Source organism: Streptomyces callyspongiae (genome assembly GCF_047200695.1).
In the GTDB taxonomy this organism is placed as follows: Bacteria; Actinomycetota; Actinomycetes; order Streptomycetales; family Streptomycetaceae; genus Streptomyces.
This window is the reverse complement of sequence record NZ_JBJZOM010000026.1, coordinates 1-21,423: the sequence shown is the minus strand read 5'-3', so window position 1 is coordinate 21,423 and position 21,423 is coordinate 1. Positions and strand designations below refer to the sequence as shown.

General features: G+C 70.8%; 21 protein-coding genes and 1 tRNA gene. 1 reads left to right on the top strand and 21 read right to left on the bottom strand.

The features are described from left to right. Nucleotides 1-45 precede the first annotated feature (45 nt). The 20 genes from ACL06G_RS20415 to ACL06G_RS20320 form a co-directional block, all read right to left on the bottom strand. Nucleotides 46-861, bottom strand: a complete 816-nt coding sequence (locus tag ACL06G_RS20415; RefSeq protein WP_412786474.1) for a F0F1 ATP synthase subunit delta — start codon at nt 859-861, stop codon at nt 46-48. After that, nucleotides 858-1,406, bottom strand: a complete 549-nt coding sequence (locus ACL06G_RS20410) for a F0F1 ATP synthase subunit B (RefSeq protein ID WP_412786475.1) — start codon at nt 1,404-1,406, stop codon at nt 858-860. Before ACL06G_RS20410 ends, ACL06G_RS20415 begins: the two co-directional genes overlap by 4 nt. A gap of 41 nt (nt 1,407-1,447) precedes the next feature. Continuing rightward, complete coding sequence (gene atpE / locus ACL06G_RS20405) at nt 1,448-1,684, bottom strand: ATP synthase F0 subunit C (RefSeq protein ID WP_412786476.1); 237 nt, start codon at nt 1,682-1,684, stop codon at nt 1,448-1,450. 73 nt (nt 1,685-1,757) lie between these two features. Then, a complete protein-coding gene (gene atpB / locus ACL06G_RS20400; RefSeq protein WP_503167830.1) occupies nt 1,758-2,567 on the bottom strand; it encodes a F0F1 ATP synthase subunit A in 810 nt (269 codons plus the stop codon). Between the two features lie 204 nt (nt 2,568-2,771). After that, nucleotides 2,772-3,218, bottom strand: coding sequence for a Cg1360 family ATP-synthase-associated protein (locus tag ACL06G_RS20395; RefSeq protein ID WP_412786478.1), 447 nt, complete (start codon nt 3,216-3,218; stop codon nt 2,772-2,774). A gap of 232 nt (nt 3,219-3,450) precedes the next feature. Continuing rightward, nucleotides 3,451-4,788 carry an MraY family glycosyltransferase gene (locus ACL06G_RS20390; RefSeq protein ID WP_412786479.1) on the bottom strand — a complete coding sequence of 446 codons (1,338 nt, stop codon included), beginning with the start codon at nt 4,786-4,788 and terminating at the stop codon, nt 3,451-3,453. Nucleotides 4,789-4,910: 122 nt separating this feature from the next. Beyond that, the gene (locus tag ACL06G_RS20385) at nt 4,911-5,573 is read right to left on the bottom strand and encodes an arsenate reductase/protein-tyrosine-phosphatase family protein (protein WP_412786480.1); all 663 of its coding nucleotides are present in this window, start codon (nt 5,571-5,573) and stop codon (nt 4,911-4,913) included. Beyond that, entirely contained in the window at nt 5,570-6,217 is a 648-nt protein-coding gene (locus ACL06G_RS20380; protein WP_412786481.1) for an L-threonylcarbamoyladenylate synthase, read from the bottom strand. The genes ACL06G_RS20385 and ACL06G_RS20380 overlap by 4 nt, the downstream gene beginning before the upstream one ends. A gap of 3 nt (nt 6,218-6,220) precedes the next feature. Beyond that, nucleotides 6,221-7,060 carry a peptide chain release factor N(5)-glutamine methyltransferase gene (gene prmC, locus ACL06G_RS20375; RefSeq protein ID WP_412786482.1) on the bottom strand — a complete coding sequence of 280 codons (840 nt, stop codon included), beginning with the start codon at nt 7,058-7,060 and terminating at the stop codon, nt 6,221-6,223. A 104-nt stretch (nt 7,061-7,164) separates the two neighbouring features. Then, nucleotides 7,165-8,238 carry a peptide chain release factor 1 gene (prfA, locus tag ACL06G_RS20370; protein ID WP_412786483.1) on the bottom strand — a complete coding sequence of 358 codons (1,074 nt, stop codon included), beginning with the start codon at nt 8,236-8,238 and terminating at the stop codon, nt 7,165-7,167. A gap of 100 nt (nt 8,239-8,338) precedes the next feature. Further along, nucleotides 8,339-8,563: a 50S ribosomal protein L31 gene (rpmE, locus tag ACL06G_RS20365; protein WP_412786484.1), complete on the bottom strand. Its 225-nt coding sequence runs from the start codon at nt 8,561-8,563 to the stop codon at nt 8,339-8,341. Nucleotides 8,564-8,684: 121 nt separating this feature from the next. Continuing rightward, nucleotides 8,685-9,821, bottom strand: a complete 1,137-nt coding sequence (locus ACL06G_RS20360) for an LCP family protein (RefSeq protein ID WP_412786485.1) — start codon at nt 9,819-9,821, stop codon at nt 8,685-8,687. Nucleotides 9,822-10,014: 193 nt separating this feature from the next. Beyond that, nucleotides 10,015-12,012 carry a transcription termination factor Rho gene (gene rho / locus ACL06G_RS20355; protein WP_412786486.1) on the bottom strand — a complete coding sequence of 666 codons (1,998 nt, stop codon included), beginning with the start codon at nt 12,010-12,012 and terminating at the stop codon, nt 10,015-10,017. Between the two features lie 386 nt (nt 12,013-12,398). After that, on the bottom strand, nt 12,399-13,361 hold the full coding sequence (gene thrB, locus ACL06G_RS20350) for a homoserine kinase (protein ID WP_412786487.1): 963 nt from the start codon (nt 13,359-13,361) through the stop codon (nt 12,399-12,401). 252 nt (nt 13,362-13,613) lie between these two features. Next, the gene (gene thrC / locus ACL06G_RS20345; protein WP_412836455.1) at nt 13,614-14,708 is read right to left on the bottom strand and encodes a threonine synthase; all 1,095 of its coding nucleotides are present in this window, start codon (nt 14,706-14,708) and stop codon (nt 13,614-13,616) included. 91 nt (nt 14,709-14,799) lie between these two features. Further along, complete coding sequence (locus tag ACL06G_RS20340; RefSeq protein ID WP_412786489.1) at nt 14,800-16,092, bottom strand: homoserine dehydrogenase; 1,293 nt, start codon at nt 16,090-16,092, stop codon at nt 14,800-14,802. Between the two features lie 122 nt (nt 16,093-16,214). Beyond that, on the bottom strand, nt 16,215-17,606 hold the full coding sequence (lysA, locus tag ACL06G_RS20335; protein ID WP_412786490.1) for a diaminopimelate decarboxylase: 1,392 nt from the start codon (nt 17,604-17,606) through the stop codon (nt 16,215-16,217). A gap of 17 nt (nt 17,607-17,623) precedes the next feature. Further along, on the bottom strand, nt 17,624-18,403 hold the full coding sequence (locus tag ACL06G_RS20330; protein ID WP_412786491.1) for a DALR anticodon-binding domain-containing protein: 780 nt from the start codon (nt 18,401-18,403) through the stop codon (nt 17,624-17,626). 73 nt (nt 18,404-18,476) lie between these two features. Then, on the bottom strand, nt 18,477-18,962 hold the full coding sequence (locus tag ACL06G_RS20325; protein ID WP_412836454.1) for a response regulator: 486 nt from the start codon (nt 18,960-18,962) through the stop codon (nt 18,477-18,479). A gap of 106 nt (nt 18,963-19,068) precedes the next feature. Continuing rightward, nucleotides 19,069-19,713: a dihydrofolate reductase family protein gene (locus tag ACL06G_RS20320; RefSeq protein ID WP_412786493.1), complete on the bottom strand. Its 645-nt coding sequence runs from the start codon at nt 19,711-19,713 to the stop codon at nt 19,069-19,071. A 157-nt stretch (nt 19,714-19,870) separates the two neighbouring features. Here ACL06G_RS20320 and ACL06G_RS20315 point away from each other — a divergent pair. Then, nucleotides 19,871-19,942 (top strand) — tRNA-Arg (locus ACL06G_RS20315). Between the two features lie 452 nt (nt 19,943-20,394). Here ACL06G_RS20315 and ACL06G_RS21605 read toward each other — a convergent pair. Then, a protein-coding gene (locus tag ACL06G_RS21605; protein WP_503167854.1) for an IS630 family transposase occupies nt 20,395-21,423 on the bottom strand; the annotation gives its coding sequence in 2 pieces (ribosomal slippage) (nt 20,395-21,021 and nt 21,024-21,423; 1,027 coding nt annotated over the 2 pieces). This gene is flagged as partial in the annotation.

Genomic DNA, 21,423 nt, shown 5'->3' with positions numbered 1-21,423 from the left:
CCCAACTCGGGCCGCTAGTGATGCTTGTTGAGTTGGTGTGCGGCGTCAGCCGGCCATCCTGCGCTGCGCGTCCTCGAGACGGTCCGCGATGGAGCCGTTGATCTCCTCGTCACCGATGCGCACCCGGATGCCTCCGACGACGGACGGGTCCACGTCGAGGTTGAGGTGCACCTGGCGGCCGTTGATGGTCGCCAGTGCGGCGGCGAGGCGCTCCCGCTGCCGGTCGGTGAGCGGCACCGCGGAGGTGACGACCGCGACCGAACGGTCCCGGCGCTCCGCCGCCAGCTTGGAGAGGTGCTCCAGCCCGTTCTCCAGGCTACGTCCTCGCGGACGGGTGACGAGTCGCGTCACCAGCCGCTCGGTCGCGGGCTGCGCCTTGCCGCCGAGCAGCGAGTGCAGCAGCTCGGACTTGGCCGAGCTCTTGGCCGTGCGGCTGGTCAGCGCCGCGCGCAGTTCGGACGAGGAAGCCACGGTCCGGCCGAAGCGGAAGATCTCGTCCTCGACGTCCTCCAGCGTGCCGGCCCGCTCCGCCGCGATGAGGTCTGCGATGTCCGCCAGTTCCTCGGCCGCGTCGGCGATGCCGCGCGAGGAGGACCAGCGGGAGCGGACCATGCCGGAGACGAGGTCGACGGTCTCCCCGTCGACCTGGCCGCTCAGCAGGCGTCCGACCAGCTCGGCCTTGGCCTCGCCGGGCTGCGCCGGGTCGGTGAGGACCCGACGCAGCGACACCTCGCGGTCGAGGAGCGCGGTGACGGCGGCCAGCTCGTCGGCGAGCTTCCTCGCGTCGACCGACGTGTTGTCGGTCAGCGAGTTCAGGCTCTCGCGTGCGGCAGCCAGTGCCTCGCGGCTCGCTCCCATCATCGTGCAGCCTCGGCCTTCTCCTCGAGCTGGTCGAGGAAGCGGTCGATGACGCGGCTCTGCCGGGCGTGGTCCTCGAGGGACTCGCCGACGAGCTTGCCGGCCAGGTCGGTGGCGATCTTGCCCACGTCCTGACGCAGCGCCTGGGCCGCCTGCTTGCGGTCGGCCTCGATCTGCGCGTGGCCGGAGGCGACGATCTCCTCGCGCTGACGCCGGCCCTCGGCCCGCATCTCGGCGATGAGCTCGGCGCCCCGCTGCTCGGCCTCGGACCGCATGCGCGCGGCCTCGTGCCGTGCCTCGGCGAGCTGAGCCTTGTACTGGTCGAGGGTCTGCTGCGCCTCGAGTTTGGCCGCCTCGGCCTTCTCGATGCCGCCCTCGATGGCCTCGCGCCGCTCGTCCAGAACCTTGTTGATGTTCGGGAGGAGCTTCTTCGCGAGGAAACCGAAGACGATGGCGAAGGCGATCAGGCCGATGACCAGCTCTGGGATCGGCGGCACGAGGGGGTTGAGCTTCTCCCCCTCCTGCGCCAGGTGTGTCAGGGCGTCCACATCAGTGCCTTTCGTCGCAAAGGGCTGTCAGTGAGCGCTGCTCAGGTGCCGTAGACGAACGGCATGACGATGCCGATCAGGGCCAGCGCCTCACAGAAGGCGAAACCGAGGATCTGGTTCTGGCGAATCAGGCCGGCGGCCTCGGGCTGCCGGGCCAGGGCCTGGGTGCCGTTACCGAAGACGATACCGACGCCGATGCCGGGGCCGATCGCGGCGAGACCGTAGCCGATGGAGCCGAGCGAACCGCTGACGGCGGCGAGGTTCTCGAGAGCGGACATGCCGATTCTTCCTTCTCTTTCACGATCCGATGGGGGTTGGCCATCGGGCAGGGCGGATGGTTCGGGAGGGGGCTCAGTGGTGCTCGGCGAGCGCGCCCTGGATGTAGGCACAGGCCAGCAGGACGAAGACGTACGCCTGCACGGCCTGGATGAAGAGCTCGAAAGCCGTCATCAGGAGGGTCATCACGAACGAGACGCCCGCGTAGACGACTCCGATGCCGTTGAGGAGGTACCAGCTGGCGATGGTGAACATCAGCAGCATGAGGTGGCCGGCGAACATGTTGGCGAACAGCCGGACCGCGTGGGTGAAGGGGCGGACGAGCAGGTTCGAGAAGAACTCGATGAGCATCGCCAGCGGGAGCACCGGGCCGAGCGTCTTGTCGTAGCCGGTGAAGTTCTTGAAGGCGCCGACCAGGCCGTGCCGCTTGAAGGTCAGCGAGACCCAGGTCACGTAGACGATCGCCGCCAGCACGATGGGGTAGGCGATGATCGACGTCACCGGGAACTGGGCGACCGGGACGATCGACCAGAGGTTCATGATCCAGATGAAGAAGAACAACGAGACGATCAGCGGGACGTACTTCTCGCCCTCCTTCTTGCCGATCGTCTCGTAGACGACGCCGCGGCGGATGAAGTCGTAGCCCGCCTCGGCCACCATCTGGAGCTTGCCCGGAACGACCCGCGGCTTGTTGAAGGCGGCCCAGAAGAAGCCGACTACGGCGAGCGAGCCCAGCAGGGCGAGCAGCATCACCTTGTTGAACTCGAAGCCGCCGACGGTGAACATCGGCTCGAAGACGAACGAGTGGAGCCCCGGAGCCGGGAAGCCGCAACCGTCAAAGATGTGGCAATCGGTCTCGAAGGCGAGCATCTGGTCAGCACTCACCGCGAGCTCCTTCTGCATGGCGCATGGATACGGCTACCTCGATGTGTCGGCGCGGCACATCACCGCGGAACGGCACTGGACTGGTCTTGCGAATGTGGGGGCGGCTCACTGAGGCAGAGCCGGTCGGCCGCCGGAGCTGCATCGCCACAGATGGCACCGGACGATAGCAGTTGAGCGCCCGTCTCTTTATCCCGGCCCTACATCTCATGACCGGGCTCCGCTTCCCGCGGCACCGGAGGACGCTCCGTCCACGGCGGAATCGGGCTCCACGTAAAGGATCTTGGCCCTGGAGTGCGCCCTGGCCTGTGCGGCGACCCAGACGAGGGTCGAGCCGAGAAGCGTGAAGGCGAAGGCCTTGGCGTCGAAGAGCGTAGTGCCCTTGAAGACGACCAGGACGACGGCGAGGAGGAGGATCTGCGTGGTGTAGAGCAGCAGACCCATGGCCTGGAAGAGGTGCGGGTACGACTTCGCGGTCTTCTGCAGGCCCGCGAGGCCGCCTCCCATGAAGAGGATCACGACCACCGCTCCGGCCACCGCGCCGATCGCACCCTTGCCACCTGCGAGCACGCCGCCGGCGACTGCGCCCACCGCACCCGCGAGGGCGGTCGGGACGGCGCAGTGCAGCAGCATGCGAGCGTCGTTCGGCTGCATGAGGGGTACTCCGGAGAGTCGGGGGCGTCTGTCGTCGCTGACGAGCGTATCCCCGGCCGTGGGCGGATTCGCCCGCCGGAGTCCCGCTCGCGGGCGGGCCCTTCGGCGTGTCACCGGGTTTTCGTGAACGGTATCACAAACTATTTGATGAGGTCTTTACCTACCCGGTGTGCTGCCGGTCACACAAGGGAGTTGACCAGCGCGCTCGAGGTTGACGCACCCGTTTTACCTTCTATGCATTGCCGTTGGAAGTACGGCGACGACCACCGATCGCGGTGGCGCCGTGCAGGCCGGCGAGGGCGGGCTCCGCGGCGGCGGGTTCCACGGAGGCGGGCGCCCCGGCCCCCCGAGCGGACTCCGGGGACCCCTCCCGCGGCTCCTCCTCCACCACGTCCGCATGCCGCGGGCGCCGGTACCGGGGCGGCACCACGGCCTGCGCCCAGCCGGGCACATGGGGCCGGAAGCGGGGCATGAGCAGTGCCACCAGGCCCACCGCCGAGAGCACCACCACCGTGAGAACGATCACCAGTGACGAGGACTTCACCGAGAAGGCGACGGCGCCGAAGGCGATCAGCGCCGACCAGAAGTACATGATCAGTACGGCCCTGCTGTGCGAGTGGCCGATCTCCAGCAGCCGGTGGTGGAGGTGGCCGCGGTCCGCGGCGAACGGCGACTGCCCCTTCCAGGTGCGGCGCACCACCGCCAGCAGCAGGTCGGCCACCGGAACGGCGATGATCATCAGAGGGAGCAGCAGCGGCATGGACAGCGGCACCATCTCGCGGACCGCGGTCTTCTCCGACCCCGCGTGGTGCACCATGAGATCGGGATCGACCTGACCGGTGATCGACACCGCCCCCGCGGCCAGCACCAGGCCGATCAGCATCGATCCGGAGTCCCCCATGAAGATCCTCGCCGGGTGCATGTTGTGCGGCAGGAAGCCCAGGCACATGCCCAGCAGGATGGCGGCGAAGAGCGTCGCGGGCGCCGCCGCCTCGATGCCGTAGCCGTACCAGATGCGGTAGGCGTACATGAAGAACGCCGCGGCGGCGATGCCGACCATGCCTGAGGCGAGGCCGTCGAGCCCGTCGACGAAGTTCACGGCGTTGATCGTGACGACCACCAGCGCGACGGTCAGCAACGTGCCCTGGAGCGGTGTGAGCGCCACGTTGCCCACACCCGGAATCGGAAGCCACAGGATGGTCAGACCCTGGTAGACCATCACACCGGCGGCAATCATCTGGCCGCCGAGCTTGATCAGGGCGTCCACGCCCCACTTGTCGTCCAGGACGCCCAGCAGCCAGATCAGACCCGCTCCCGACAGCAGCGCGCGCGGCTCGTCGGAGAGGGTGAACACCTGGCCGGTATTGGTGAGGCTCCCCGCGACCAGCAGTCCGGCGCACAGACCGCCGAACATCGCGATGCCGCCGAGGCGGGGCGTGGGCTCCCGGTGCACGTCGCGAGCGCGGATCTGCGGCATCGCGCCGGCCACGATGGCGAACTTCCGCACGGGACCGGTCAGCAGATAGGTGACCGCTGCCGTGACGCAGAGCGTCAGCAGGTATTCACGCACGGGCTCCCCAGGGTCTCGCTGTCTCGCTCTTGCTCACTGGTGCTCAGGGCACCACACCTTACGACGCGTGGCCGCGGAGAGCGGTTTCCGGTCACCGTCCGCCACGTTGCGTGGTCGCTCCGCTACGTGCGGGCGGGCACCCCGGTGAGTGCCGTCACCACCGGGTCCAGGGCGGAGCAGATCTCGTCGCCCACCCTGCGGAAGTACGGGATCGGCGCACCGTACGGATCGTGGATCTCATCGGCGTCGGCGGTGGGCGCCAGCAGCCAGCCCCGCAGCGCCGCCGCGGCCTGCACCAGGGCACGGGCGCGCTCGGCGACGCCGGCGGCGCTTCCCGGCGGGGGCAGGGTCGCCGGGTCTATCGCACGCACCAGCCGGGTGAACTCCTTGAGCGTGAAGGTCCGCAGACCCGCGGAGTGCCCCATGGACACGACCTGCGCCCGGTGGTCCCGGGTGGCCGTCAGCACCAGATCCGCCCTGATGACGTGCTCGTCCAGCAACTCCCGCCCGAGGAAGCCCGCCGGGTCGGCGCCGTACTCGGTCAGGACGGCGGCGGCGTGCTCCTCCATGGGCGCTCCCTCGTGACCCCAGGTTCCAGCGCTCTCCACCACGATGCCGCCGCTGAGCGGACGACCGAGCCGGTCCGCCAGGGCATGCCGCGTCAGCCGCTCGGTGATCGGCGAGCGGCACACGTTGCCGGTGGAGACGTGGAGGATACGGAAGACCCCGGGATCGCCGGGGTCCGCCTGAACCGGTATGCCACGCCCTTCGGGAGGAGGCGTCAACTGCTCACCTCGAGGTCCGGGACGACCGCGCGGAGGTCCTCGGCGCTCAGCGCCCCCGCGCGCAGCAGGACCGGCGTCCCGCCCGTCACGTCGACGATCGAGGACGGTTCCGGATCCGGCGTCCTGCCGCCGTCGAGGTACACGGAGACCGAGTCGCCCAGCATGTCCTGCGCCGCGTCGCAGTCCTGCGGAGCGGGGTGGCCGGTGAGGTTGGCGGACGAGACGGCCATCGGACCGAACTCGTCGAGCAGTTCGAGCGCGACCGGGTGCAGCGGCATGCGCACCGCGACCGTGCCGCGGGTCTCCCCCAGATCCCAGGTGAGGGACGGCTGGTGGCGCGCCACCAGGGTCAGCGCACCGGGCCAGAAGGCGTCGACGAGCTCCCACGCGGTCTCGGAGAAGTCGGTGACGAGCCCGTGCAGGGTGTTGGGCGAACCGATCAGCACGGGAGTGGGCATGTTGCGGCCCCGGCCCTTGGCCTCCAGGAGGTCGCCGACGGCCTGCGAGCTGAAGGCGTCGGCGCCGATGCCGTAGACCGTGTCCGTCGGCAGGACGACGAGTTCACGGCGACGTACGGCGGACGCGGCCTCGCGCAGCCCGGTCTTGCGCTCGGTGGCGTCGGAGCAGTCGTAACGGCGTGCCATCTCTCAGGGCACCTCCCGGCGGGCAGTGGCGAATCGCGGACGGTTGTTGAGGTCGGGGTGGTCGGCGGCATCCGCCCATCCGCGGTCCTCAGCGAAGATCCAGGGGACCTGACCGCCCTGGGTGTCGGCGTGCTCCACGACCACGATGCCACCGGGCCGGAGCAGCCGGTGCGCCGTGCGCTCCAGACCGCGGATGGTGTCGAGTCCGTCCTCTCCGGAGAACAACGCGAGGCCGGGGTCGTGGTCGCGGGCCTCCGGGGCCACGTACTCCCATTCGGTGAGGGGAATGTACGGCGGGTTGGAGACGACGAGGTCGACCTGGCCGTCGAGTTCGGGGAGTGCGGCGAACGCGTCGCCGTGGTGCAGCGTGACACGACTCCCCTGCACGTTCTTCGCGGCCCAGCCGTAGGCGCCCTCGTCGAGCTCGACGGCGTGCACACGGCTGCGGGGCACCTCCTGGGCGAGTGCCAGGGCGATCGCTCCGGACCCGGTGCACAGGTCGACGATCACCGGCTCGGCGACGTCCATCGCCCGCACCGCGTCTATCGCCCAGCCCACCACGGACTCGGTCTCCGGGCGCGGCACGAACACCCCCGGACCGACCTGGAGCTCCAGGTAGCGGAAGAAGGCACGTCCGGTGATGTGCTGCAACGGCTCACGGGCCTCGCGGCGCGCCACGGCCTCCCAGTACCGCGCGTCGAAGTCGGCGTCGGCGACCCGGTGCAACTCGCCGCGCTTCACTCCGTGCACGTAGGCGGCCAGCTCCTCCGCGTCGAACCGCGGCGAGGGCACGCCCGCGTCCGCGAGACGCTGCGTGGCCTGCGCGACCTCGGCGAGAAGCACCGGACGGGAACGGTGCGGGGCACCTCCCGGCCCGGAAGCCCTCGGGGTGCGTCCGCCGGCGGATGGCTCCACGTCTCCTCCGTCCTCCACGCGGGGCTGCTCGGTCAACTCTGGGAGGCTGCCAGCTTGGCAGCCGAGTCGGCGTCGGCACAGGCCTGGATGACGGGATCGAGCTCGCCGTCGAGCACCTGGTCCAGGTTGTAGGCCTTGAAGCCGACGCGGTGGTCGGAGATGCGGTTCTCCGGGAAGTTGTAGGTCCGCACGCGCTCGGAGCGGTCCACCGTGCGCACCTGGCTGCGCCGTGCGTCGGACGCCTCCTTCTCCGCCTCCTCCTGCGCGGCGGCCAGCAGCCGCGCCCGCAGGATCCGCAGCGCCTGCTCCTTGTTCTGGAGCTGGCTCTTCTCGTTCTGGCAGGAGACGACGATGCCGGTCGGCTCGTGCGTGATGCGGACCGCCGAGTCGGTGGTGTTCACCGACTGGCCGCCCGGCCCGGAGGACCGGTACACATCGATCCGCAGGTCGTTGGCGCTGATCTCCACGTCGACGTCCTCGGCCTCGGGGAGGACGAGCACCCCGGCCGCGGAGGTGTGGATACGGCCCTGGGACTCGGTGGCCGGCACCCGCTGCACGCGGTGCACGCCGCCCTCGAACTTCAGCCGCGCCCACACGCCCTGCCCCGGCTCCGGTGCGCCCTTGGTCTTCACGGCGATCTGGACGTCCTTGTAGCCGCCGAGGTCGGACTCGGTCGACTGGATCAGTTCGGTCTTCCAGCCGGTGCGCTCGGCGTAGCGCAGGTACATGCGCAGCAGGTCGCCGGCGAACAGAGCGGACTCGTCGCCGCCCTCCCCGGCCTTGATCTCGAGGATGACGTCCTTGTCGTCGCTGGGGTCCCGCGGGACGAGGAGCAGGCGCAGCCGCTCGGTGAGTTCCTCGCGCCGCGCCTCCAGGTCCTTCACCTCGGCGGCGAAGTCCGGGTCGTCGGCGGAGAGTTCACGCGCGGTGTCGGCGTCGTCCCCGCACTGCTTCCAGTCGCGGTAGACGGTGATGATCGGGGTGAGCTCCGCGTAGCGCTTGTTGAGCCTGCGGGCGCGCGCCTGGTCGGCGTGGACCGCCGGGTCGGCGAGCTGCTTCTCGAGGTCGGCGTGTTCGCCGATCAGATCCTCGACCGCCTCGAACATCGTGTGTTTCCTTGTCTGCCGTGGGGCGCGGGTGGCTGAGCGAACGACAAAGCGCCGGTCCGGTCGCCGCGGGGCGACCGGAATCCGGCGCTGGGGGTCGCTACTTCTTGCCGGACCCGGCGTTTTTGCCGAAGCGGGCCTCGAAGCGGGCCACGCGGCCACCGGTGTCGAGGATCTTCTGCTTGCCCGTGTAGAACGGGTGGCACTCCGAGCAGATGTCCGCGCGGATGGCACCGCCGGACATGGTGCTGCGGGTGGTGAACGAGGCGCCACAGGTGCAGCTGACCTGGGTCTCTGCGTACTCCGGGTGGATGTCGCGCTTCAAGGTGTCTCCTAGGTTCGGGAGGGCACCGGGTCGCAACGCGGGTTGCGTCACGTGAACCGGGGCCGACTTACCAGTTTGCCACTACTGGCCGCACAGGAACAAAACAGGGTCGCCGCGCCCGTTATTCCGCCCGGTCCGGGGAGCGGCGCACCACGTCGCCGTCGCTCCGGGCGCCGGCGGAGCCCTCGGTGACCGATTCCGGGACCGGCCTGTCCTCGCGCAGCGCGTCCCAGACACGGTCGGTCCTGCCCTTCAGCGGGACGACCCGGTTGGGATCCCCCGGAGCGTACCGGACGGGCATGGTGAGCATCTGCATGTCCCCCGGGTCGACGCCCTTGAGCAGCCCGGCGAGGCTCAGCAGGTCGGCCGCGGAGTCCAGTTCGGTGTCGGTGGTGACCGCGGAGGTGGCGGTGTCCGCCAGGTCGTAGAGCAGCGCGGGGTCGCTGAACAGCCCGATGTCGTCGGACTCGGCGAGCAGGGCCCGCAGGAACGCGTGCTGGAGCTGTATGCGTCCCAGGTCGCTTCCGTTGCCGACGGCGTGCCGGGTCCGGACCAGCGCCAGGGCCTGCTGGCCGTCGAGGACGTGCCGTCCGGCGTTCAGGTGCAGGTGGCTGTCCGGGTCGTGCAGGTCCCGGCGGAGGGTGACGGGGACGCCGCCGAGAGTGTCGACGAGTTCCTCGAAGCCCGTGAAGTCGACCTCCACGTAGTGGTCCATGCGGACGTCGGTCAGGGCCTCCACCGTCTTGACGGTGCAGGCGGGCCCTCCGACCTGGTAGGCCTCGTTGAACATGGCGCGGGGCTCGGCGGGCGCGCGCGTGCCGTCCTCCCCGGTGCACGCGGGGCGGCGCACCAGGGTGTCCCGGGGCACGGAGACGACGGTAGCCCGGTCGTGGTCGGCACCGATGTGGACGATCATCGCGGTGTCGGAGCGGGCGCCGCCGCCGTCGGCGCCGTAGGTGTCGTTGGGCCCGGAGCGCGAGTCGGAGCCGAGGACCAGGATGTCCACGGACTCGTTGGACATGTCCTCCGGCCGGTCGCCGCCGATCCGGGCGTTGATGTCGACGCCGGCGATGTTGCCGTTGAGGTTGGCGTAGACGACGGCCAGCCCCACCGCGCCGAGCAGGAGTGCGGCACCGACGGTGGCGGAGACGGCGATCAGGATGCGGCGCCGTGCACCGGCCCGGGGACGGCGTTCCTCCGGGCGCGGGTTCCACCCCCACGCCCGCCGGTCTCCGCTGTCGCCGTCCTGTCCCGTCATCGCGCGAGGTGCTCCTCTCCGCCGGCCGACGAGGACGTGGCGAGTACCCCGTTCGGGGCTCGGCACGCCGTCCGACTTCCGACGCCGCGGGCGGTACGGACCCATCTGCGGGCGCGGCACGGAACGCGGCCGGGGCCGCCCCCTCACGGGTGGGGCGGCCCCGGCCGCTGTTCCGGTCGGGTGACCGGGTCCGTCAGTCGTTGCCGTTCGGTGTCGGCGTCGTCTTCTGGATCTGCATGAGGAACTCGGCGTTGGACTTCGTCTGCTTCATCTTGTCCAGCAGCAGCTCGACGGCCTGCTGCTGGTCCAGGGCGTGCAGCACCCTCCGGAGCTTCCAGACCACCGAGAGCTCCTCGCCTCCCAGCAGGATCTCCTCCTTGCGGGTGCCGGACGCGTCCACGTCCACCGCCGGGAAGATCCGCTTGTCGGAGAGCTTGCGGTCGAGCTTGAGCTCCATGTTGCCGGTGCCCTTGAACTCCTCGAAGATCACCTCGTCCATGCGGGAGCCGGTCTCCACCATCGCCGTGGCGACGATCGTCAGCGAACCGCCGTCCTCGATGTTCCGCGCGGCGCCGAAGAACTTCTTCGGCGGGTAGAGCGCGGTGGAGTCCACACCACCGGACAGGATGCGGCCCGACGCCGGGGCGGCGAGGTTGTAGGCGCGCCCCAGACGGGTGATCGAGTCCAGCAGCACGACCACGTCGTGGCCCAGCTCCACCAGCCGCTTGGCGCGCTCGATGGCGAGCTCGGCGACCGTGGTGTGATCCTCGGCCGGACGGTCGAAGGTCGAGGAGATGACCTCGCCCTTCACCGACCGCTGCATGTCGGTGACCTCCTCCGGACGCTCGTCGACGAGGACGACCATGAGGTGGCACTCGGGGTTGTTGGTGGTGATCGCGTTGGCGATCGCCTGCATGATCATGGTCTTGCCGGTCTTCGGCGGCGCCACGATCAGGCCGCGCTGGCCCTTGCCGATGGGCGAGACCAGATCCATGATCCGCGTGGTCAGCGCGCTCGGGTCGGTCTCCAACCGCAGGCGCTCCTGCGGGTACAGCGGGGTGAGCTTGGTGAACTCGGAGCGGCCCTTGCCACCGACCTCCGGCGAGACGCCGTTGACGGAATCGAGGCGGACCAGCGCGTTGAACTTCTCGCGCCGCTCGCCCTCGCGGGGCTGGCGGACCGCACCGGTGATGTGGTCGCCCTTGCGCAGGCCGTTCTTGCGGACCTGGGCGAGGGAGACGTAGACGTCGTTCGGCCCCGGCAGGTAGCCGGAGGTACGGACGAACGCGTAGTTGTCGAGGATGTCCAGGATGCCGGCGACCGGGATCAGGACATCGTCCTCGAGGATCTGCGGCTCGCCGCCGAAGTCGTCGCGCCCGCGGCGGCCGCGCCGGTCGCGGTAGCGGCCCCGGCGTCCCCGGCGGCCTCCCTCGAAGTCATCGTCGCGGTTGCCGCCGCCGCCCTGGTTCTGCTGGCCGTCGCCGCCCTTGCCGCGCTGCCGGTCGCGCTGCCGCTCGCGCTTCGAGGGACGGTCCTGCTGCTGACGGCCGCCCTTGCCGCCGCCCTGGTTCTGGCCGCCCTGGTTCTGGCTGCCCTGGTTCTGCTGGCCGTCGCCGCCCTTGCCGCCGCCCTGGTTGTCGCCGCGGTCGGACCGGTCGTCCTTGCCCTGCTGCGGCTGACCGCCCTTGGCGTTCTTGCCGTCCTTGCCGTCCTGCTTCGGCGCGTCGCCGCGGTCGTCGCCGGAGGCGTCGCCGGACCTGCCGCGGCGGTTGCGGCGCTCCTCGGGGCCCTGGCCGGGAATGTCGACCTGCCCCTGCGAGGAGGCCTGCTCGTCGCCCGGCGCGTCACCCGTACGGGCCCGCGAGGTCGTGCGGCGCTTGGGCTTGCCGTCTGCGGCCGCGCCGGAGGAGTCGGCGGCGTCGGTGTTCTTTCCGGCGCCGGAGGCTGCGGAACCGCCGGCTGCCTGCTTCTCCTTGATGACCTCGATCAGCTGGCTCTTGCGCATCCGCGCAGTGCCCCTGATGCCGAGGCCGGAGGCAACCTGCTGGAGCTCTGCCAGGACCATGCCTTCGAGGCCGGTGCCGGAGCGCCGACGCCTGGGGGCGGCAGGAGCGTCCGTGGCGGGCGCGTCGGCGGCGGCGCTGTTGGCGCTGTCGGTGTTCGCACCCATCAGATCGGTGGTGTCGCTCACGAAGGGTCCTTCCCTGGAGCGGGCGTCGGCCTGTCTGGCTCGGCGACCGGTCGTGCTGTCCGGCTGCGGTCCCACGTCTTTTCGGACCGGCCGGGGCGGTGGTCCCGCCTGTACCTGTACGTATGGCGGAAAGATCATTCAATGGTTCGGCGCGAAGTGGTGACATGTGTCCACCACGCCGGTTCCGGAGCGTGCACGGCGCTGCTCGGCAGGATGCTCATGCAGTGAGGGGGGCTCCCGGAAGAAGAGGTGGTCCCTCGGCAGGGACGCGATGCACTGCACTCTCGCGGTCGTCGACGCGACCCACGGGACCGCACGTGCTGACTTGAGGTTAACACTACCGGCTCCGACAAACATTCCCCCTCTCCCGCACCGGCAATCCGATCTCACGTGGATGCGCCGCCCACCTGCTGCGGAGCACTCCCCGCGTCGGCATTCGGAGGGGGCAGCACGCTCGCACCCGCGGCGTCGAGAGTCAGCCGATTGGCGGTCCAGTGCTCCCCCGCCGACCGGGCGACCTTGTCGGCGGCGCCGTCCTCCACCAGGGCGAGCACGGTGGGGCCCGCACCGGAGATGACCGCGGGAACGCCGTCGGCGCGCAGCCGCGCCACCAGGTCGGCGCTCTCCCGCATCGCGGGGGCCCGGTACTCCTGGTGGAGGCGGTCCTCGGTGGCGGGCAGCAGCAACTCCGGGCGCCGGGTGAGAGCCTCGACCAACAGGGCCGAACGGCCCGCGTTCACCGCGGCGTCGACATGCGGCACGGTGCGGGGCAGCAGCCCCCGGGCCGTCTCGGTGAGCAGCGGTTCCGCCGGTACGAACACCACCGGCACGACGGACTCCGAGGGGTCGAGCCGGACCGCTCGCGCCACTCCGCCGTCGGTCCAGGCGAGCGTCAACCCGCCGAAGAGGCAAGCCGCGACGTTGTCCGGGTGCCCCTCGATCTCGTGGGCGAGCTCGAGCATCGCCGTGTCGTCCAGACGCGTCTCGCCTCCGGTGGCCACCGCGCGCGCGGCCATGATGCCGGCGCAGATGGCGGCGGAGGAGGAACCGAGCCCGCGACCGTGCGGGATGCGGTTGGCGCACACCACCTCGAGTCCCCGAGGCTGCCCGCCGAGCACGTCGAAGGCCGTCCGGAGGGACCGTACGAGGAGATGCCCCTCGTCGCGGGGGAGCGTCCCCGCTCCCTCTCCGGCGATGTCGACGTGCAGACCGGACTCGGCGACGCGGACGACCACGTCGTCGTACAGTCCCAGCGCGAGGCCCATGGAGTCGTACCCCGGGCCGAGGTTGGCGCTGGTGGCGGGAACGCGCACCCGGACGGCGGCTGCGCGGAACGCGGGACCGGCCATCTTCCGATGACTCTCCTCGTGTGGATCTGCTGTCACATACCGACTTTCCGCGGCCGGCCCTCACCTCGGCCACGGTCTCCCCGCCGACCCCCGCGGGGGTGTCGCGTCCGGCCCCACGGCGGAGCCGTACACCGGTGCTGCCGTCGCACGCGCGTGGGAGGGAGTGGTGCCCAGCCTATCGAAGGATGGTTCACCTGCGACACAGGGCGCACGGGAGGCGCACGAAGCGTGTCGGTGCACCTCCCGCCCCCGCTACTGCGTCAGCCCGAGCCGTTCGGCGGCCGCATCGGCGTCGACGGGGACGACCAGCGGCTGCGGCGCCCCGGCCACGGCCCAGTCCGGGTCCTTGAGCCCGTTCCCGGTGACCGTGCAGACGATGCGCTGCCCCGGGTCGACCCGATTCTGCTCGGCGGCCTGGAGCAGGCCCGCGACCGACGCGGCGGAGGCCGGTTCCACGAACACGCCCTCCTCGGCCGCCAGCAGCCGGTAGGTGCGCAGGATCTGACGGTCCGTCACGGACTCGATGTGCCCGCCGGACGCGTCACGGGCCTCCTCGGCCAGCGCCCACGACGCCGGATTCCCGATACGGATCGCGGTCGCCACCGTGGTGGGGTCCGCCACGGGAGCGCCGGTCACGATCGGCGCCGCGCCGGAGGCCTGATAGCCCCACATCCGCGGGGTGCGGGTGGCGGGACCGCCGCCCGCCGGGTCCGCGTACTCGCGATAGCCCTTCCAGTACGCCGTGATGTTGCCGGCATTGCCCACCGGGAGGACGTGGATGTCCGGGGCGTCGCCGAGCGCGTCGACGACTTCGAAGGCTGCGGTCTTCTGCCCCTCGATGCGGGAGGGGTTGACGGAGTTGACCAGGGCCACCGGGTACTTCTCCGACAGGCCGCGGGCGAGTTCGAGGCAGTTGTCGAAGTTGCCCTCCACCTGGAGGATCTTGGCGCCGTGCACCAGGGCCTGCCCCATCTTGCCCAGCGCGATCTTGCCCTGCGGCACGAGCACCGCGCACACCATGCCCGCCCGCACCGCGTAGGCGGCGGCCGAAGCGCTGGTGTTGCCGGTGGAGGCGCAGATCACGGCCTGTGCACCGCGTGCCTTGGCGTGCGTGATCGCCATCGTCATGCCCCGGTCCTTGAAGGACCCGGTCGGATTGGCGCCCTCGACCTTCAGGTGCACCTCGCATCCGGTGGCGGCGGACAGCACCCGGGCGGGCACCAGCGGCGTACCGCCCTCGCGCAGCGTGACGACCTCCGTGCCCGCCTCGACCGGCAGCCGCTCCCGGTACTCCTCGACGACGCCGCGCCACTGGTGGGTGGCGGCCGCCCCGGACCTTCGTTCCATGACGGTCAACTCTCCCGACTTCCCTTGCTGCCCTCGGGCCGGCCGGCGCCGTGCCGTTCCGTCCACTCGACTCGTCCCGGTCCGCCCCGGCCTACTCGCCCTCGACGCGCATGATGCTCGCGACGCCGTGCACCGTCTCCAGGTCGCGCAGTGCGCCGACCGTCTCCCGCAGCGCCGCGTCGGCCGCGCGGTGGGTGACCACCACCAGCCAGGCATCACCGTCCTTGCCCTGCTGGCGCACCGTGTCGATGGACACGCCGTGCTCCGCGAACACGGTGGCGACCTGGGCGAGAACACCGGGCTTGTCCGCCACGTCCAGGCTGATGTGGTAGCGGGTGACGACCTCGCCCATCGGGGAGACGGGCAGTTGTGCGTACGCGGACTCGCCGGGCCCCCGCCCGCCGTTGAGCTTGTTGCGGCAGACCGATACCAGGTCGCCGAGGACCGCCGAGGCCGTCGGCGCCCCGCCCGCGCCGGGACCGTAGAACATGAGCTGCCCGGCGGCCTCGGCCTCCACGAAGACAGCGTTGTACGCCTCGCGCACCGAGGCCAGCGGGTGGGTGAGCGGGATCATCGCGGGATGGACGCGGGCCGTGACCCCGCGGCCGTCCGCCGTGCGTTCGCAGATCGCGAGCAGCTTGACCGTGCAGCCCATCCGCTTGGCGGCGGCGATGTCCGCGGCCGTGATCTCGGTGAGGCCCTCGCGGTACACGTCGTCCAGCCGGACACGGGTGTGGAACGCCGTCCCCGCCAGGATTGCCGCCTTGGCCGCGGCGTCGAAGCCCTCCACGTCGGCCGTCGGATCGGCCTCCGCGTAGCCCAGGGCCGTCGCCTCGTCCAGTGCCTCGCCGTAGCCGGAGCCGAGCGTGTCCATGCGGTCGAGGATGAAGTTCGTGGTGCCGTTGACGATGCCGAGCACCCGGTTGACCTTGTCGCCCGCCAACGACTCGCGCAGCGGCCTGACCAGCGGAATGGCGGCGGCCGCCGCGGCCTCGTAGTACAGGTCGACACCGTGCTTCTCGGCGGTCTCGTGCAGCGTGGAGCCGTCCTCCGCGATGAGGGCCTTGTTCGCCGTGACGACACCGGCACCGTGCTCGAACGCCGCCGTGATCAGGGAACGGGCGGGCTCGATGCCGCCGACGACCTCCACCACCACGTCCACATCCGGGTCACGCACCAGGGCCGCCGCGTCGGTGGTGACGAGTGCGGGGTCGATGCCCTCGCGCACCCGGTCGGGCCGGCGCACCGCGATGCCGGCCAGCTCCACGGGAGCGCCGACGCGGGCGGCGAGGTCGTGCGCATGCGTCGTCATGATGCGGGCCACCTCGGAGCCGACGACCCCACACCCCAGCAGCGCCACCCTCAGCGGACGCGTACGCATCATTCGACCTCGCTCACCCGACGTTGTGGTCGTCCAAGTCTCACGCACCGGCGGGAGGAATCCACGCCACATCCAGCATGTGGGACATCCGTCCCACCCGGTGTGAGCTGCTTCGGCACCGCCTCCTACCCCACGTCGAGGCGCGCCAGGTCCTCCTCCGTCTCGCGGCGCACGATCACCCGCGCCGCACCGCTCTCCACCGCCACGACCGGCGGCCGCAGCGCGTGGTTGTAGTTGCTGGCCATCGAACGGCAGTACGCCCCAGTCGCCGGGACGGCCAGCAGATCACCGGGGGCCAGGTCGGACGGCAGGAAGGCGTCCTTCACGACGATGTCGCCGCTCTCGCAGTGCTTGCCGACCACGCGGGACAGCATCGGCCCCGCGTCCGAGGTACGGGAGACCAGGGAGACCGTGTACTCGGCGTCGTACAGCGCCGTACGGATGTTGTCGGACATGCCGCCGTCCACGCTCACGTACGTGCGCAGCCCGTCCAGCTCCTTGACCGTGCCGACCTCGTACAACGTGAACGCCGTCGGGCCGACGATGGCGCGCCCCGGCTCCACCGACAGCCGCGGCACGGCCAGGTCGGCCGCGCGGCACTCGCCGGTGACGATGTCGCCGAGCGCCTTCGCGATCTCGTGCGGTTCCCGCGGATCGTCCTCGGAGGTGTAGGCGATGCCGAGGCCACCGCCGAGATCGATCTCCGGCAGTTCCACGCCGTGCTCGTCGCGGATCTGCCGCAGCAGCCCGACGACGCGGTGTGCCGCCACCTCGAATCCGGAGGTGTCGAAGATCTGCGAGCCGATGTGGGAGTGGATGCCGACGAGTTCGAGACTGTCGAGCTGCAGGACCCTGCGGACGGCCTCCGCAGCCTGCCCGTCGGCCAGCGCCAGGCCGAACTTCTGGTCCTCGTGCGCGGTCGCGATGAACTCGTGGGTGTGCGCCTCGACACCGACCGTGACACGGATCTGGACGCGCTGCACCGTCCCCAGCTCCGCGGCGATGTACGCGACCCGGGCGATCTCCTGGAACGAGTCGAGCACGATCCGCCCGACCCCGGCCCGCACGGCGCTGCGGATCTCCTCGCCGGACTTGTTGTTGCCGTGCAGCGCGATGCGGTCCGCGGGCATGCCCGCAGCCAGCGCGGTGTTCAGCTCGCCGGCGGAGCAGACGTCGAGGTTCAGACCCTCCTCGTGCAGCCAGCGGACCACGGCGCGGGAGAGGAACGCCTTGCCCGCGTAGAACACGTCGGCGTCCTCGCCGAAGGCGTCGCGCCAGGCGCGGCAGCGCTCGCGGAAGTCCGCCTCGTCCAGCACGTAGGCGGGAGTACCGAACTCCTCGGCGAGGTCGCGGACATCGAGTCCCCCGACGCGCACGGCGCCGGTGTCGGTGCGGGCGACCGTACGCGCCCAGATCTGCGGGTTCAGTGCGTTCAGGTCGGACGGCGGCGCCGTGTAATGCCCCTCGGGCAGGACGTCGGCGTGCCGGGGCCCGGCGGGGTGTGCGGAACGGCTCATGGGTTTTCCGAGTCCCCTCAGAGATGTGCGGGTGCGGTGACACCGAGCTGGGACAGGCCGTCGGCGAGCACCGTCCCGCAGGCCTCGGTGAGGGCCAGGCGGGCTCGGTGGACGGCCCCGGGTTTCTCGTCGCCGCGGGGCAGCGGCGGACAGGCCTCGGCGGTGCCGTGCCAGAAGGCGGCGACGGCGACCAGGTGGCGGGCGAGACGCGCGTGGTCGCGGGTCTCGACTATGCGCTGCTGGTCGGCGAGGGCGGCAAGCAGCGCCCGCTCCGGGTCGGCCTCGTACGCGTACCCGGCCTCACCGGCGGCGGGACGAAGACCGAGCCCGGCCCCGTTCCGCAGCGTCGCGCGGCAGCGGGCGTGCGCGTACTGCACGCGGAAGAGTGCGCTGGCGTCGGTGCGGCGCACCAGGTCGGCGGGGCGCTCGCCTGTCGCGGCGACCCAGGCGGCGACGTCCCGGGCGGGCGCGTCCGGCCCGCTCGTGTCGGGGCCCGCGAGGGCGGCGACCAGCGCGGATCTGCCTGCCGCGTCGAGCGTGACGTTGAGGAAGCCCGGTCCGGATATCTCGACGGCACCGATCCCGTCGGCCCGGGCGACGCGTTCGCCGACGCGGCGCGCCAGCAGCGCGCCGTCCTGCCCGGCCGCGCGCGCAGCGCGCAGCACGGCACCGGTGGCGTAGTCGCCGTCGCCCCGCCGCGGGGGCGACTCGATCACCAGCCTCCCGGCGGCCCCGGCATCACCGACTGCGCCGCGCAGCGCGTGCTGCACGGTGCGGGAAAGCTGGGCCGGTGTCACGCCCACCAGCGTATGGGAGAGGGGACGGGGGCGCGCGACCCGGTTTCGCCGGGTGGGACGGAGGCGCCCGCCGCTACCGGCCGGGGAGTCTGCCCAGGGGTAACGCGGACGGCCGGTCGCCGGGGGCCCGGTCGGACGCCCGGCGCACGCCGCCCCGCTCCGCGCCACCGGTCTCCGACGCACGGCCGCCGCTCGCGAGCCGCCGCACCGTCTTCACCAGCGCCGCCGGCTCGAAGGGCTTGGGGAGTACCGCGTCGACCCGCGCCCGGTTTCCCGCGTCCAGCTCGTCGGGCCGGCACGCCGACACCAGGGCGAGCGGGATGCGGCAGGTGCGTGGATCGGCGCGCAGCCGCTCCGCCGCGCGCAGGCCGTCGAGCCGCGGCATCACCACGTCGAGCGTGATCACGTCGGGGCGCGTCCGGTGCACCGTCTCCAGACACTCGGCACCATCGGCCGCGGTCACGACCTCGAAGCCCTCCAGCTCCAGGTTGACCGTGATCAACTGCCGGATGATCGTGCTGTCGTCCACGACGAGCACCCGGCCGGACACGCCCTGCACTCTTCGAGAGTAGGCGCGGCGGGCGCGCTGCGTCCCGGTTTTGCCCGGTTCCACCCGCACGGGGGCGGGCCGGGGCTTGCCGCGCGCCCACCCGTGACGCCGGCCGTCAGCGGCTCACCGCCCGCTCCGGCGAGTCGTCCAGGGCGAACGAGCCGTAGCCCGGGCGTCCGGCGCGCTCGTACGTGCAGTACAGGGCGCCGGTGCTCAGCCGCCGGGTGCCGGTGAGCCGCATCGCTGCAGGTGCCGTGCCCTCGGCGAACAGCCGCTTGCCGGTGCCCAGCACCACAGGCTCGAGGAACAGGCGGTACGCGTCGATCAGGTCGTGCCGCTGGAGGGTCCGTACGAGGTTGCCGCTGCCCTGCACGTTGATCTCGCCGGCGGAACGCTCCTTGAGCGCGGCGACCTCCGCCACGAGCTCGCCGCGGAGGAGGTGGGAGTTGTGCCACTCCACCTCGCCCAGCGTCCGCGAGGCCACGTACTTCGGCATGGCGTTCAGCCTGGTCGCCAGCGGGTCGTCCTCGTCAACGATCCGCGGCCAGTGCGCGGCGAAGATCTCGTACGTGCGGCGGCCGAGCAGGAGGGACTCCATGCCGGCGAACTGCTCGACGACGATCCGGACGAGGTCCTCGTCGGCATAGGGAACCGACCAGCCGCCGTGGGGGAAATCGCCCTCACGGTCCTCGTCCGGACCGCCGGGAGCCTGCATGACGCCGTCCAGCGTCAGGAACGTCGAGACGACCAGCTTGCCCATGATCTCCTCCTCGGGTGAGCTTCCCTACCAGGAGAGACGGTTCCGCGGCCGGGAACTCACCGCCGGTCGCGCCTGGGGGTGCACCCCGGACAACCCGTTCCGGCCCACCCCCGCGGAGCTGGTAGTGTTCTTCCCGTCGGCACGCACAGCGCGCCACGCCCCCGTAGCTCAGGGGATAGAGCAACGGCCTCCGGAGCCGTGTGCGCAGGTTCGAATCCTGCCGGGGGTACTCCGCCTCAACCAGCATGATCATGCAGTTGACCAGCGCAGATACCTGAAACGAAGAGCGGGACTCAGTCTCACTGAATCCCGCTCTTCGTCGCTGCTACGCACTGCTTGCGATAGACCTGCGCTAGACCTCAACGGACAACGGCGAGTGACTCGCCTAGTCACCGTCGTCGGGCCAGTCCAGCTCCCTCACGATCTTCTGGTTCCTAACCTCTTCTTGGCCGTGGATGCAGCCCTCATAGTTGCGATGGATGACCTCCGGCGAGTTTCTTACCCGCCGGGCAACTCTGCCACCGGGACGCCAGCGTTCAGCCACGTCGAGATGCAGGTGTGCCGCAGGTCGTACGGACGCTGGCCCAACGGCGAGGATTCAAGCGCCGACGGGAGAGCGTACTCTCGGGCGTCCCTCCAAACTCGCCAATGCGTGCTGCTACAGTACTGAACTTGAATGAGTCATGTCGTAGGTTGTAGGTCGAGTTCCAGGCCGGTCTCGGTGAGGCAGCCGTCGATGAGGTGCGGGTGGTACTGGAGCGACTTCAGTCGGCGCTTGACGGCCTGGACGAGCTGGTCGAGGTTGGCTGCCGCGAGGTTGCCGAGGTCGCGCTTGACCAGGGACCAGATGCCTTCTTGGGGGTTGAGGTCCGGGGCGTAGGTGGGCAGGTGGACGACCGTGATCCAGTGGGCATTGATCGTGAAGAACTCCCGCAGCGGTGCGACTTTGTGGATGCGGGCGTTGTCCCAGATCAGCACGATCGGTCCGCCGAGCTGTCTGTGTGCGCGTATGAGCAGGTCCCGGAAGTCGCGCCAGGAGAAGCCCTTCGTCTCGTCGATGCGGCCGCGGTAGGTGTGCAGGGCGTAGAACGTTCGTGAACGGCGGCCGGGCTTGTAGCAGGTCAGGCCCGCCATCGAGACGCGTCCCGAGCCGCGACCACGGACCCGCACCACGGGGGTCTGGCCGATGTGTCCCCAAGTCCTCGCGCGCGGCGGCGTCATCGACTGTCCGGCTTCGTCTTCGAAGACGATCCAGGCGTCGCGGGCCGCCGCCGTCGTTTTACCTGTGGCCGGACCTCCTTCTTCCACATCGCGACCGCTTCGTCGTCACGCTCGATCGCGCGCCGGGCGGGCTGCTGCCAGGACCAGCCGAGCCGCTTGAGGAGCACCCATGTGCCTTCGACGGTGTAGGTGAGGTGGAACAGCCGGCCGATGAGTGTCTTGATCCGGGCGAGGGTCCAGCGCTGATCGGCCCAGCCATGCGCCAGCGGTCCGCGTTCCAGTTCCCGCTCCAGCCGCCCGACCTGCACGAGGGAGAGCCGCGGTCGTCCCGGAGACCCCTTCGACGCCACTCCGGCCGCACCCTGCTCACGCCACCTCTGCCGCCAGCGCTGCACAGACCGCACGGTTATGCGCAGGTCAGCCGCAATCTGAGCGCTCTTCTCCCCTGCCTCGAAACGCTCTACAGCCTCCAGCCGTAACCGCTCCCGC